The organism is Dyadobacter sp. 676, from assembly GCF_040448675.1.
In the GTDB taxonomy this organism is placed as follows: Bacteria; Bacteroidota; Bacteroidia; order Cytophagales; family Spirosomataceae; genus Dyadobacter.
In genome coordinates this window covers 6,005,077-6,018,239 of sequence record NZ_CP159289.1, presented here as the reverse complement: position 1 = coordinate 6,018,239, position 13,163 = coordinate 6,005,077, and the positions used below count along the sequence as shown (strand labels likewise).

The window sequence follows — 13,163 nt, the reverse complement described above, 5'->3', positions numbered from 1 at the left end:
AATGCCTTCCCGACTGGAAGGCACTTTTGCTATGACTTACAAAACACGCCTGGCAGCATTTGCGCTAGCCGCACTGGGGTGCCTCGATGCATCCGCCCAAAACGCGCCCGCTTACAGCTGGTCGAATCTTCCGAAGGTCCGCCAGCCCATATTCAAAAAAGATACGGTACGCATTACCGCGTTCGGGGCCGTGCCCGACGGCCATACGCTCAATACCAAAGCCATCAACCAGGCCATTGACGCGTGCAGCAGGAATGGCGGCGGCGTGGTGCTGGTTCCGTCCGGGCTTTGGCTCACCGGGCCTATTAAGCTGAAAAGCAATGTAAACCTGCACCTGACTGAGGCTTCCACACTGCTTTTCACAGCCGACAAGTCGCAATACGCGCTTACCGAGGGTTTTTATGAAGGAAAGGCGGCCGCGCGGAACGAATCGCCCATTTCCGGCAAAGACCTTGAAAATGTGGCCATTACCGGCCGCGGCGTGGTGGACGGTAATGGTGACGTCTGGCGTGCGGTCCACAAATCGCAGCTCACCGAGCCGCAATGGAAAGAGAAAATCGCCTCGGGCGGGGTGCTGAAAGACGACGGCAAGACCTGGTACCCGAGCGAGCAGTTCAAAAAAGCCAGTATCGGAAACAAGAGCATGCTGCTTACCGCCGGCAAAAAACCTGCCGACTTTGCCGACATCAAAGATTTCCTTCGGCCCAATCTGGTGGTTTTCAACAATTGCAGGAAAGTCCTGCTTGAAGGCGTGACATTCCAGAATTCGGCCGCATGGTGCCTGCACCCGCTGATGGTCCAGGACCTGACGATCCGCAACGTCCGTGTCAAGAATCCGGAATATGCACATAACGGCGATGGGATGGACATCGAGTCCTGCAAGAATTTCCTGATCGAAGGCTGCGTGCTCGACGTAGGCGACGATGCGATTTGCATTAAATCGGGCAAGGACGAGGAAGGCCGGAAACGCGGCATTCCTACCGAAAACGGCATTATCCGTAACAACCTCGTTTACCAGGGGCACGGCGGGTTTGTGGTAGGTAGCGAAATGAGTGGCGGCGCACGGAATATTTTCGTGGAGCAATGCACGTTCATGGGCACCGACAAAGGATTGCGTTTCAAGTCGGTACGCGGGCGCGGCGGCGTGGTGGAAAAAATTTATGCGCGAAATATCAATATGAAGGACATCCGGCAGGAAGCGATTTTCTTCGATCTCTACTATTTCGTCAAGTTCGCAACCGACGGCGAACGCGATATGCGCCCGGTGGTTAACGAAGGGACGCCGGTTTTCAAAGACATGCATTTCGAAAATATCGTGTGCAACGGCGCTACAAAAGGTGTTTTCGTGCGCGGGTTACCCGAGATGCCGGTACGCAATATAGTAATGGAGAACATGGTGCTATCCGCGGAAACCGGCATGGAACTCACCGACGCCGACCAGATCCGTTTCAAGAACGTGCAACTGATCACCCGGCATTCGAAACCGGTCATTTTCACCGATAACGCAACTAACATCAGTTTCGACAACCTGCAATACAACGACCGGAGCGAAATGCTCATTTCGGTCAATGGCGAACGCAGCCGGAACATCAGCATCTCGCATACCGACGCATCGAAAGCGCAAAAAGTAAAGGAATTTTTAAAGGGAGCACAGGAGGAAAGCCTCGTCATTCATGAAGGTAAATAGTCACTTTTGGGTTGCCGGCACATTGCTGGCGACCTCTGTTTTTGCACAAAACAAACCTGTTTCAAACCAATATCCCGTCTCGCAAACGTGGGTCGCCGATTTGCAGGACGGGCGCTACAAAAACCCGGTGCTGCACGCCGATTACTCCGACCCCGACGCCTGCCGCGTGGGCGAGGACTTTTATATGACCGCTTCCAGCTTCGACGCGGTTCCCGGCCTGCCCGTGCTGCATTCCAGAGACCTTGTCAACTGGACGCTGATCGGCCATGCCCTGCCCCGCCAGGTCCCTGTCGAACATTTTGAAAAAACGCAACATGGAAACGGCGTATGGGCGCCCGCTATTCGTTTTCACAAGGGCGAATTTTACATCTATTATCCCGATCCGGACTTTGGTATTTATGTAGTTAAAGCCAAAAATGCGGCTGGCCCGTGGACAGAGCCTGTGCTTGTAGAAGCCGGCAAGGGGCTGATCGACCCCTGCCCACTGTGGGACGACGACGGCCAGGCGTACCTCGTCCATGGCTGGGCGGGCAGCCGGGCAGGCATCAAAAGTGTAATTACCGTCAGGAAAATGAATGCGGAAGGCACGAAAGTGACCGACGCCGGGGTGCTCGTGTACGATGGCCACAAGATCGACCCGACCGTTGAAGGGCCTAAATTTTACAAGCGAAACGGCTACTACTACATTTTCGCACCTGCCGGAGGTGTAGCCACGGGCTGGCAGATCGCGCTGCGGTCGAAAAACGTGTATGGGCCTTATGAGCGAAAAGTGGTAATGGCCGAAGGAAAATCGGGTGTCAACGGCCCGCACCAGGGAGCCTGGGTAACCACCAGCCCGGTGAACGGGAAATCCGAAGACTGGTTCCTGCATTTTCAGGACAAGAACGAATACGGCCGGGTGGTGCATTTGCAGCCCATGAAATGGGTCGACGATTGGCCGATAATCGGCTCCGACCCCGACGGCGATGGTATCGGCGATCCGGTTTTGACCTATTCCAAACCATTGACCCGCAAAAAGTACCCGCTCGCAACCCCGCCGGAATCCGACGAATTCGACACGGGTGCATTGGGAAAACAATGGCAGTGGCAAGCCAACCCGAAAGGCATATGGGCCATGCCGGCGGCGGGTTTCCTGAGATTGTATTCTTACAAAATCCCGGAGGATGCAAAGAACCTGTGGGATGTCCCCAACTTGCTTCTTCAAAAATTCCCGGCGGAAGAGTTTACGGTCACAACCCGATTAAAATTCACCCCGAATGCCAATCTGACGAACGAAAAGACCGGACTGGTGATCATGGGGCTGAGCTACGCCGGCATTTACCTGCGAAGCGGCAAAAATAAAACCGAGCTGGTTTACGCGACCTGCCTTAAAGCCGCCGACGGAAAACCGGAAGCGGAGCGGATATTGGGAGAATTTGAACCGGAGAGCGACCTGTACCTGCGTGTAAAAGTAAGTAGAGGTGGCAAATGCGAATTCGGGTTCAGCGGGGATGGCAGCCGGTTTAAAACGGTCGGCGAAACGTTTCAGGCGGAGGCGGGGAAATGGATCGGCGCGAAAGTCGGGCTATTCTGCACGCGCGAAACGCAAACAAACGATTCGGGATACGCGGATTACGACTGGTTCAGGGTAACACACTAAAAATCAAACCTATTCAATTAATGTCTTCGCCAAGCCGGCGCGGTTGTTCGGAACCGATACTGTCCAGGTTCAGAACGACCGTCCGCCTGCGCCCTGTGTAATTGTATTTGACCGAAACGCGGTCGCCGGCCTGGGGGACGCGTGGCAGATGTTCGCTGGACACATGCACTTCCGTCACAAAATTGCGGCCTCTGGCCGGCTTCACATGTACTTGGAACGTGTAATAAGCCTCACCCTGAAAACGGGACGCCGGGTGTTCCTCCGCAAGCAATACCACGGCGTCGGCCACCTGCCCCTCTTTGATATCCCGACCGGCCAGCAGCAGCATCACGCGGCGAAACCGCAGCGCGAACCAGAGCCCGCCGAGGATCAGTAACAGGAGTGATAAAATGAGCAACAATTGCCCGATACGTATCGCCAATATCTCCATAGCCAGTAGGATTCGATGGCTTCAAAGAAAGTGGGCAATGTTCCAAAGTACGACAATAGTGATTTAACGGTTCTTTTCACTTATCGAGTGGATGGTTTCCCAGGGGTAATTGCAAAAGCACTTCCTCCTTCTTGCGTCTGGATATTTCTACCCGGCTGCCATCCTGTAGTTCGACAAGGTCGTGGTCGGCCATGAGTTTGGCAATAAATTTGGGGTTGACAAGATGCGACTTATGCGTACGGATAAAACCGAATTCGGTGAGCATTTCTTCATAGTACTTCAGCGTTTTGCTTGCCAATACCGGCTTACGGTTTTTGATAAAAATATTGGTATAGTTTCCCTCTCCCTGCAACCGGATAATCTGGTCGAGCGTGAAGAACGAAACACCATCCTGGTACGGCACGGCAAGCCGGAACTCGCTCGCACGCTTGTGGGCGATGTTCCTGACCAGGTTGTCAAACAGCACGGGGTTCTGGTGGACATTCTGTTTTTTAAGAAACCGGTCCACTGCCGCCCGGAGCTCGTCGGGATCGACAGGTTTGAGCAGGTAATCCAGCGCGCTGAACCGGATTGCCTGTACGGCATACTGGTTATAGGCGGTAGTAAATATCACCTCGAACGTCGGTTGTTTTAACGCCCGCAAGAAATCGAAGCCGTTTTTACCGGGCATTTCCACATCTAGGAAAACAATATCCGGGCGAAATGTTTTCAGGATTTCCAGCGCAATATCCACCGATTCGGCTTGTTTCACTTCGCGTATCTCCTGCACGTAGGATTCGATATAAAACGCCAGCACATTCCTTGATTTAGGCTCGTCGTCAACAATTAGTGCTTTAATCATCGTCTAGGTTTGATATAAATAGGTGGATAACTCAATTCTGACAAGCGTTCCCGACGGGTTGCCGGCGGAGTCATAGCGGTCGATCACTTCAAGCCTGGCGTGGTTGCCCTGGCGGGCCAGCACGTCGATCCGGTCTTCACAGATACGTATTCCACGCGACTCATGTTCCCGCGTGCGTGAGGAATTTTGCTTCATTTCGGCGGATTTCTTCCGCCCGATGCCGTTGTCCTCGATTTCGCACGCAAACTGCTCCGGCCCGATCAGGAAGAAGCTGATTCTCATATGCCTTTCTCCTTCCTTGTGCATAAGCCCGTGCCATAGCCCATTCTCGACAAACGGCTGCAATAGCATCGACGGCAATCGCACATAATCGTCTTCCAGTTCGGGATCGACGTCAATCGAATACGTGAATCCCTGCCCGAACCGCATCAGTTCGAGTTCAAGGTATAACTCCAGCACATCCCGCTCTTCGGCGATGGTCACCAGATTTTTACTGGAATTATTGAGTACCAGCCTGAAAAGCTTGGCAAATTTATTCAGATACTTGCTTGCCTCCGCATATTTCCTGGTCACGATACATTCCTGGATACTGTTAAGGCAGTTGAATATAAAATGCGGGTTCATTTGTGCCCGCAAGGCCATCAGCTGACTTTCCGCCAGCATTTTATTGATCCGAAGCAGCATAATTTCCTGCCTTTCCGCCTGGGCCCGGGCCATGGCTTCGGTAATTTTGTTGGCACTGATCGCCGCGATGGTGGAGATGACACGCACGTGGTCACTGTTATAAAAATTCCGCCGCGGGTGCTCCGAATCGATCACCCCGATTACCTGTCCTTCGTGCAGGATCGGCACGGCCAGCTCGGACAGCCGGGCCTGGTCGTCGACAATGTAGCGCGGGTCCCTGGAAGTGTCGCCAACGATTTGGGCCGTGCCGGTTGCGGCGGCAGTGCCAACAATGCCCTCGCCGACCGGTATCTCGATCGGGTTGAGGATTTCATATTCTTTGGGACTTTTCGGTCCGTATGCGGCTTTCTGGATGAGCTTGCCTCTCTCCTTGTCCAGCAGATAAACGACGCAATCTTCGAAATGCAACTTTGAAATACAGTTGCGGGCAATATCCCAGCAGATTTCATTAACGGAATTATCGCCATAAACACTATTGGCAAAATATTCGATCGTCTCGTCGAGGTCACGCTTTCTCTGCCGTTTCGTATAGATGTTGTACACCCAGCAGATAATACCGGCCGCGGCCAAAACACAGGCGGCCAAGAACCACCAGGTTTGCCACCAATGGGGCAATACGCGGATTTGCAGCGCCCCCGCCGATTTCATCCAGCGCCCGTTTTCGTCGGTACTTCTCACCCTGAAAACATAATCGCCGGGAAGGAGGTTGGTATAGGAGGCTGTAATGTTACGGCCCGCCGCCACCCAGTCGTTGTCCAGTCCGACGAGCTGGTAGCTGTATTGCAGCGAGGGAATGTCACGGTGGCTGAGCGAAGCATACTGGAACGCGACGAACGATTCGTCGGGTTTCAGTTTCAGCATATTTCCTTTTAGTTCCTGTATCCTTTCCTGTCCGAAAATCTTGACGGAAGTGATCGCCGGCGGCCGCTGCACCGGGACCGAGGCAAAATGCCGGGGATTGATCACAACCACATGATCCAGCATGACGGCGTAAATCTTGCCCCCGGCCACCGTTACGTAATTCCAGTAATCCTGCAAGGTTTTACCCAGGTCCAGCTCTACCTTACTCACATTGTTGCTCACGGGGTCGTAAGTCGCCAGGCCCTCGCGCGTTGCCGCCCAGACGACCCCGCTGCCGTCGATATCCACCGACGAAACCTGATCGTACGGCAAGCCGTCTTTCGTGCTGATATTACGGAGGACCCGGCCATTTACATCGATTTCCAGAATGCCTTTTGCACCGGTTGCCGCCCAAATCCTCCCTGTTTTATCCTGCCGCATTTCATATATATGCTCCTCGGCGATCTGGGGTGCCGCCAGCAGCGTGAAATGCTCACGCACAGGGTCGTAGCGCAGGAGTCCTTTCCCATGCATGGCAAACAGAATGTCGCCGCTGGCAAGTAACACGAACGCCTGCGCGTCGGCAAAATCGAAGAGGCCGTATTTCGGGTCCGTGCCGTCGAAGCGGATGCTGGTCTTCCGGATAGGGTCATAGCGGTAAATGGCGTCGCCCATGACGTGGGACCAGATATAACCTTGTTTGTCCGGAAAAATGAACGGGGCTTCGTAAGACGACAACCCTTTTTTCATTTGATCGAAACGCTGCAAAACGGTTTGTCCCGGAGCGAGCGAATAAATGCCGTCGAACCCGGCGAACCACCAGGTATCCCCTGCTTTGGCCGTCATCGCAAACCGGTTGTTGCGCAGCCTTTTGCTCGGGGTGACGTGTTTCCGGTAAGTACGGTCGGCCGTATTGTAGAAAACCACTCCATCCTCCTTGCAAGCCATGATCATCTTGCCGTCGACGGTAATGGAATTGGCGTGGGCAAAATTCGTTTCGAGAAAGAAGGGAAAACTGGGTAGTTTGTAAATGGCTTCGATGGGGTTTTTGGGTAACGTTTTGCTCACGCCGTTGATCGTGCCCAGCCAAACGTTCCCCTGCGCATCGGCGATGGCATCGCGGAAGTGCCCATATGCAATCGTGTAAGCCTGGTCCTGGCTGTACTCGATTTTGCGGAACGGCTGACCGGGCTCTTTCAGGAATGCCGCAAAAAGCCAGGTCGAAACCCACAGCCGGTCCTGCCGGTCGATAAAAATAAAGTTGCACCCCTCGCCGATCAGTTTACCGTCCAGGGCCTGGTAAGTATCGAGTTTTCCCGTACGGAAATTCCAGTAGTTAAGCGAAGGCTTGCTGTCGCTTCCGTACCAGACATTTCCGGAACGGTCAACGGCAATGGCGCGCACTTTCTCCGATTCCAGCAGCGGGCTGCGGAGCGGGTTATTACCTTTGAAATAGACTTTGTCCGTTTTCAAATCGACGAAAAGTGGCTTGTTCCCTCCTATCCACAGGCCGCGCCTCAATGTGTCGTAAACCATGACGGACAGTTCGAAATGCCGGAAATCGAACCTGCGGGCATCGGGGAAAGCGTCTGTAATGGCGTCGAGCTTCCTTCCGTCGTACATATAGATTCCGTCCGAAGCCCCGATCCACACCCGGTGGCGGTCGTCGCTCCGGATGGTCACAATGTTTTTTTGAGAAAGGGCGTCGAACCGCGGGTCCCGCGAGAATCTGCCGGATTTCTTGTCGAACAGCAGCACTCCCCGCCGGAGGCCGATCATGAGTGTATCCGTTCCAACGAATGGACATATCGCATTCACAAAATGCTTCTGCCCGCCGTCGGGATCATGAAATCGCCGTACAACGGCGCCGTCGTAGCGGTCAAGGCCGGCAGAAGTGCCGATCCAGAGGAAGCCGGACGAGTCCTTGTACAGGCAGCGGATTTGTTTAGCACTAAGGCCATCCTGCCAGCGGATATTCTGAAATAGCGTCTGAGCGCCCAGATTTCTGCCTGAAAAACAGAGCACCAAAAGGAACATAGCCCGGACCAGCTTTGAAATGGACAACATCACGGCTTGCAGGATTTCATTGACGATTCGCACCCAATATGCGCGATCTGAAGACCAAATACGTCAATTCTATACAAGAGTACTATCCTATTTATTTATCGGTAAGATTCTCTAATGGCCTGGAAATGGCCCAAATAGCCGTTTCTCAGGCACCGTCCTATTCTGTTATTTACCGGTAAATAGTCGAAAACTGCCGTTGCATCATTAATACTGGACGTTGCACATCCCGATATGCACTTTTGCCGCGCCATTCCCGACGCCGTGAAAAATAAACCTTGTCACACTCAACCTCATCCTATACTACCATGCTGATCCTGCTACTGATAGCCAGTGTATACCTGACCCTTGTCGTCGCAAGCCTTTTCCTGCTACGTCCCGTTACCGGCTCCTCCGTACCGTCGCCTTTTTTTGAAACTTATCAGATCGACAACAAACACGTCTACTACATCGAGAATACGGGTACCCGGGCCCTGATTCCCGATGCGCACGCCCGGACGTTCCAGGTCCTTACAGCCGGACCGGTCGGGTGTCCCGGTCCGTCGCGCTATGCCCGCGACTTCCAGAATGTATACTTTGACGGCAAGCCTATCCCCGGAGCGGACCCGGTTTATTTCCGCATCCTCGGCCGCGATCTCGGTCGCGACGACCGCAACGTTTTCAAAGGCCGTTATCCCCTGTCTTCGGATGCGAAAAATTTCAAATGCCTGGACGAACGGTTGAGCAAGGATAGCCAGCGCGTTTATTTCGACGACCGGGTGATTTCAGAAGATGCGTGCAATTTCCGGTTTATCGGCAAATGGCGGAAAACCTGCTTCTACAAGGATCGCTGCAAGGTTTTCGCGCACGGCAAAGGTTACCGCGTCGCCGACATAGATACTTTTGATTATACCGGTAACGGCATTTTCACCGATCGTTACCGGGTGTACGAATTCAATGGCGACGACTTTCAAAGCCGCTCCGGACAACCCGTTTTTAACACGGCAATGCAGCCTGCCTTCGGCTGACATCGATAGCGGCGATGCGCAGGAAGATAACTTCCACACCTCTACCTGCGCCTGAGCAATGCAGCAACCAGGCCGACCACCGCAACCGTGCATATGACCTTACCGGCAAACCCGGCCGCATTGTGTTTCAGTTCCGCTTTGCCCCCATGTTCCTCGAAAAGGTTCGGAACATGGCCGCTTTTGAGGTCGTCGGCGATTCCCTCCATAATCTGGACGCGATCGGCCATAAGCAGCCCGATCCAATGCATAACGTGCGATTCGCTGAAACGGAATGCCCAGCGACGTATTTTCCCGCTCAGACCCGCCGGGGGATTCGGCGTCCCGAATACGGCAGAAAGGCCAGGGCGCTCATTGGAATGCAGGATTTCCACCAGCTCGGGTTGCTGGGGCGGTCTTTCCCAAACCATTCCCCGGTTGTCGTTTTCAGTCCGTTTTTTCATCGGATAATTGGGTACATCGAGCGGGTCAGCGTCGATTCCCCAGCCGTTGATATGGCTGTAATCGTTTTGTATCTTTTTCATATCGTATCTTATTTTCTGGCTGATGGCGGTATCAGGATTGTTTTGATGCAGTTGTCGAGTTTGCCTGAAAAGATATGGTAGGCATCCGCTACCTCTTCCAGCGGCACGCGGTGCGTCACAATGGCTTTCGGATCGATGCGGCCGGCCCGTACGTGTTCGATCAATTTAGGCAAAAGCCGCTTTACGGACGTCTGGTTAGCCCTGAGTGTCAGACCTTTGTTAACCACATTCCCGATAGGCACGATGTTGCCCGTCGGCCCGTAAACGCCCACGATCGAAACTATGCCACCTTTTTTTACCGCGTTGATCGCCCAATGCAGCGCGATCGCCGAACCCGATTGCAGCATCATCTTGCGTCCGGTAACGGTGTGAAACGCACTGCCGGCCGCCTCGCAGCCCACGGCATCGATACACACATCGGCACCGATCCAGTCGGTGGTCTTTTTGATAAACAATACGGGATCTTCGAGTGAGCGGAAGTTATAGGCCTCGCACTGCGCATAGTTCCTGACAAATTCCAGCCGGTATTCGAGGTGGTCGATCACAATCACCCGGCCCGCACCGAACAGCCAGGCACACCGGGCCGCCATGATGCCAATGGGGCCGGCCCCGAATATCACAACTGTGTCCCCGGGTTTTATCCCGCCCATTTCCGCAGCCTGGTAGCCCGTCGGAACGACGTCCGTGAGCAGGACCGCGTCGTCGTGGTCCATATCATCGGGAATCACAACCGGCCCGATGTCCGCATAAGGCACGCGAACATACTCCGCCTGGCCGCCATCGTAGCCGCCGGCAGTGTGCGAATATCCGAAAATCCCGCCCACCGCAGTGGCTTCGGGATTGGATTCGTGGCAATTGCCAAAAAGTTGTTGTTCGCAGAAAACGCATTTACCGCAGGCTACGTTAAACGGGACCAGCACGTTGTCGCCTACTTTCAGGTTGGTCACTTCGGAACCTACCTCTTCAACCACTCCGATGAATTCGTGCCCGAAGGTGGTACCCACGCGGGTGTCGGGCACCATTCCGTGGTAAAGATGCAGGTCGGACCCGCATATGCAGGAGCGGGTGACGCGCACGATCGCATCGCCCGAATGCTCGATCCGCGGCATCGGCTTGTTGCGGTCGGCCCGGACCCGGTAGGGCCCCCGATAATTCATTGCTAGCATGTAGTTTGTGTTTAAACTGTTGATGATCGGTTTCAGGTGGCGCGATTGCTTAAAAATCGTGCCCGTTTCAACAGATCGCACTACATGCTTGAAAGATCAGCCGCGACCATGATCCGGGTAGCGGGTACATGCCACCCGGATTATGGTCGCGGCCGACCGCTATCCCAGTTACTTCATCCGTTTGGCGGTGGCATCGAACATGCTCATCATGCTTCCTTTCAGGTTATCGTCATCCACCTTTGAAAGGTCGAGGGTAACGTCGTACCCCTGTGCCGAAAAACCGATGGTAATCTTGTCGGCCGCTTCGTCGACACTGGTAATGGCGATTTTCTCGGCGCTGGGATCGGTCGCGTTGGTGATCTGGCCGGTAAGCTTGCCGTCGGTACGGGTGAGATCGGCAACGAGTTTGGCATCGCCATTAGGCGTACCGAAAACGGTAATCTCCCATTTGCCCACGAAAAAATCGGCCGGTGCTGTGGTTTGGGCAATGCTACTGCAAACAACGCCCAGCAAGCACAAAATCATAAAAATAGAACTGATCCTTCTCATAGTCGTAATAGTTTTGATGAAACGAATTGACATCGCACAAACCGCACGTGTCGACCCATGCCGGTCTGTGTACGACAAATGTAAAGAAGAACTTTGTTTATTGTCTATATTTTAGACAATAATATTTTTACAATTAGATATGTATTTAGTACAAGTAGTACAAGCACGCTTCGCCACTGGCCGGATAGCTATTGCCTTCCGGAAGCCAGTTTGGTATGGAGAGATCTTGGGGTTTGGCGGCATCGCGCCGGTCAGTCATTGAGATAACCGGGCGGATCGCTTCCCGGAGAATCGGAAGTAGTGTCGGATGAGGAATCACAGCTGCCGGAATCGGCAGGGTCGCTGTTGGCCATGTCGTAAGAATCACCTCCCCCGCCACCGCCGAAATCCCCGCCACCGAATGCCGTTGTTTCGTGATCAAAAGGGATGGGACCGCTGCCTGTCGACCAGCCGTCTTGCGAACCTGCTGTCACACCGGTATAATCGCTAACGGAATAGCCGCGATTACAATCAGGAACTTTTTTTCTGTAAACCATCGTATTCCGCCTTCCGGCGCGAAAAAAGAGAATGACCGGCACGACAATGGCCGCCAACACGATAAGAGTGAGAAGCATAGGATTCGATTTGGATAAAACCCAATTTTACTTTTCGTCGTTTGCTCCCTGTAATCCGTTTACCGGGCGGCAGGAAATGACTTACCGTACGTAAGCTGCTTCCCCACCACGAGTTTATCCCCCGAGTCGTCTACTTCGAGGAGCCTGGGAACCCGCGCGGTACGCCCGTTCACGCTGCGGTGGCTGTGAATGGCCATCAGCAGTTTTCCGTCGAACGTCCGGAAAAGCATGCCATGCCCGAAGTTGGGCGGGGTAACAGGCTCTTTTTCCTGTACCCACGGGCCATCCAGTGTTCCGCTTTCGGAATAGGCTACTCCCTGAGTATAAACGTCATATATCCAGCTGGTCCATAGCATTCCCAGCTTCCCGGTCTTCGTGCGGAATACCCACGGGCCATCGGTAACCTTATTGGGGCGGTCGCTGCCATCCTTGTTTTTCTCACGGCTCCAAGGCGAGTCGCTGGCAAGGAACAGCAGCCTGGGCACACCGGTAGTACCGCTGAAATCTGGTTTCAATGCAATTTTTTCTACGGTGCCGTTGCCATTCTGCAGCCATTCGTGGCAGTAAATCATGTACGGCTTTCCGTCGGTATCTGTCCAGAGCGTCGCATCGAGGGTTAATTTGTCCGCCGGCAGATAAGTCGAATCCTTCATCGGCAGATAGGGGCCATCGGGCCGGTCGCTCACGAGCACATGGCACGCACGACGCTCCAGTCCTTCACCAACCTTTATGGCTCTGTTCGTAAATGTCGCGAAATAATAATACCTGCCATTGTAACGATGCAGTTCGGCCGCCCAGATCATCGGCGATGGCCCCATCCACGATCCTGGGTCGGTTTGCGCAACGGTGAACGGGCCTGTCCACCTTTCGAGGTCTTTGCTTTTCCACAGCTTGCCGCCCGTCCCGGTCATGTAGTAGGTCCTGGTGGGTGCGTCGGCCAGGATAAACGGGTCGCTGAGGCGGATGGAATCCAGCGGAATATCGGTTTTCACGATGGCATTTTGCGAAAACACAGTGCCGGTAAGCGGGAAAGTTAGCCAACAAACCATTGCGGCGCGCTTCAAAAAGGATTGCATTTCGGGTAAGATGTTGAGGTTCTGTTGTCGCCCGGCTGTAATCCG

11 protein-coding genes are annotated in these 13,163 nt (G+C 53.9%); 3 read left to right on the top strand and 8 right to left on the bottom strand.

Annotated elements, in window-relative coordinates; genetic code table 11:
* The first annotated feature begins 1 nt into the window (after position 1).
* Together ABV298_RS26475 and ABV298_RS26470 are read left to right on the top strand one after the other, a co-directional pair.
* A complete protein-coding gene (locus ABV298_RS26475) occupies positions 2-1,687 on the top strand; it encodes a glycoside hydrolase family 28 protein (RefSeq protein WP_353719145.1) in 1,686 nt (561 codons plus the stop codon).
* The gene (locus tag ABV298_RS26470; protein WP_353719144.1) at positions 1,674-3,326 is read left to right on the top strand and encodes a glycoside hydrolase 43 family protein; all 1,653 of its coding nucleotides are present in this window, start codon (positions 1,674-1,676) and stop codon (positions 3,324-3,326) included. Before ABV298_RS26475 ends, ABV298_RS26470 begins: the two co-directional genes overlap by 14 nt.
* 13 nt (positions 3,327-3,339) lie before the next feature.
* On the opposite strand, the gene ABV298_RS26465 is transcribed toward ABV298_RS26470, so the two are convergent.
* From ABV298_RS26465 to ABV298_RS26455, 3 genes are all read right to left on the bottom strand, one after another.
* On the bottom strand, positions 3,340-3,756 hold the full coding sequence (locus ABV298_RS26465) for a hypothetical protein (RefSeq protein ID WP_353719143.1): 417 nt from the start codon (positions 3,754-3,756) through the stop codon (positions 3,340-3,342).
* A 76-nt stretch (positions 3,757-3,832) separates the two neighbouring features.
* Positions 3,833-4,597: a LytTR family DNA-binding domain-containing protein gene (locus tag ABV298_RS26460; protein ID WP_353719142.1), complete on the bottom strand. Its 765-nt coding sequence runs from the start codon at positions 4,595-4,597 to the stop codon at positions 3,833-3,835.
* Positions 4,598-4,600: 3 nt separating this feature from the next.
* Positions 4,601-8,221 (bottom strand): histidine kinase, encoded by a 3,621-nt coding sequence (locus ABV298_RS26455; RefSeq protein ID WP_353719141.1) that lies wholly within the window; start codon positions 8,219-8,221, stop codon positions 4,601-4,603.
* Between the two features lie 272 nt (positions 8,222-8,493).
* Here ABV298_RS26455 and ABV298_RS26450 point away from each other — a divergent pair, with 272 nt between their 5' ends.
* Positions 8,494-9,192: a DKNYY domain-containing protein gene (locus ABV298_RS26450; RefSeq protein WP_353719140.1), complete on the top strand. Its 699-nt coding sequence runs from the start codon at positions 8,494-8,496 to the stop codon at positions 9,190-9,192.
* A gap of 41 nt (positions 9,193-9,233) precedes the next feature.
* On the opposite strand, the gene ABV298_RS26445 is transcribed toward ABV298_RS26450, so the two are convergent.
* The 5 genes from ABV298_RS26445 to ABV298_RS26425 all read right to left on the bottom strand — a co-directional run bounded on the left by ABV298_RS26445 (position 9,234) and on the right by ABV298_RS26425 (position 13,034).
* The gene (locus ABV298_RS26445; RefSeq protein ID WP_353719139.1) at positions 9,234-9,713 is read right to left on the bottom strand and encodes a hypothetical protein; all 480 of its coding nucleotides are present in this window, start codon (positions 9,711-9,713) and stop codon (positions 9,234-9,236) included.
* Between the two features lie 8 nt (positions 9,714-9,721).
* Positions 9,722-10,879 (bottom strand): zinc-dependent alcohol dehydrogenase, encoded by a 1,158-nt coding sequence (locus tag ABV298_RS26440; RefSeq protein WP_353719138.1) that lies wholly within the window; start codon positions 10,877-10,879, stop codon positions 9,722-9,724.
* 168 nt (positions 10,880-11,047) lie between these two features.
* Positions 11,048-11,428 (bottom strand): hypothetical protein, encoded by a 381-nt coding sequence (locus ABV298_RS26435; protein ID WP_353719137.1) that lies wholly within the window; start codon positions 11,426-11,428, stop codon positions 11,048-11,050.
* 251 nt (positions 11,429-11,679) lie between these two features.
* Positions 11,680-12,042 carry a hypothetical protein gene (locus ABV298_RS26430; protein WP_353719136.1) on the bottom strand — a complete coding sequence of 121 codons (363 nt, stop codon included), beginning with the start codon at positions 12,040-12,042 and terminating at the stop codon, positions 11,680-11,682.
* Between the two features lie 59 nt (positions 12,043-12,101).
* The gene (locus ABV298_RS26425; RefSeq protein WP_353719135.1) at positions 12,102-13,034 is read right to left on the bottom strand and encodes a glycoside hydrolase family 43 protein; all 933 of its coding nucleotides are present in this window, start codon (positions 13,032-13,034) and stop codon (positions 12,102-12,104) included.
* Positions 13,035-13,163 lie beyond the last annotated feature (129 nt).